The organism is Spirosoma daeguense, assembly GCF_054776875.1.
Window position 1 is genome coordinate 1 of the sequence record NZ_BAAHBF010000037.1, and the last position, 701, is coordinate 701.

Genomic DNA, 701 nt, shown 5'->3' on the forward strand with positions numbered 1-701 from the left:
TAACGAGCTAAAAAGCCTGACTTCGAGAAGTGCTCCCTGTCGACCGAGAGCCGGACTTTCACTTACAGCTTTGGCCGATACACCCAACGACCATGAGGGTTGATGGATGAGGAGGTCGCTTCAAACAACAACCGGAGCCGCAACCTTTACACCCTCATTGGGTTGGGCTGACCCACTTGCCCTCGGGGGCGAGCATCCTGTCACCGGAGGGTGACAGGCGCGCAATCAAGCACCAATGCTACGTATCCGATTTTAGCCAAGCGCGAAGCCACTGCTACGTTCTCCAGCCGAGTCAACACCCTTCCTTGTCACTACGTTTCTCGGCTCCAACGCTACGTTTCTGGCGTCAACCGAAGCTGACTAATGAGCCAAAACCAGACGAACCTGGGCTTTTCTCTTCCCAAATGCTACGTTTCTGGTGTCGACTGAAGCTGCCCAATACGCTAAAACCGACCGAAGCGGGGCGCTTCTGGTGTCGACCCAAGCCGACCAACGAACCCAAAATCGTCCCATCTGGGGCGTTTCCTGTGTCACCGGAAAGCCCGTCCTAGAAGCCACAAGCCTCAACTGAGTCGTGCCCCTTGTCGCACACAAGCCCACCATTACGTTACAGCTTTTACGCATCACCCAACGACCATGAGGGTTGATGGATGAGGAGACCACTAAAGATAACAACCACAGCGTCAACCTTTACACCCTCA

At 54.6% G+C, this 701-nt stretch carries 1 protein-coding gene; it reads left to right on the forward strand.

Translation table 11 applies throughout. The annotated features are described in order from the left end of the window. The first annotated feature begins 305 nt into the window (after positions 1–305). A complete protein-coding gene (locus ACYVD4_RS32040) occupies positions 306–551 on the forward strand; it encodes a hypothetical protein (RefSeq protein ID WP_460952543.1) in 246 nt (81 codons plus the stop codon). Positions 552–701: the final 150 nt, after the last annotated feature.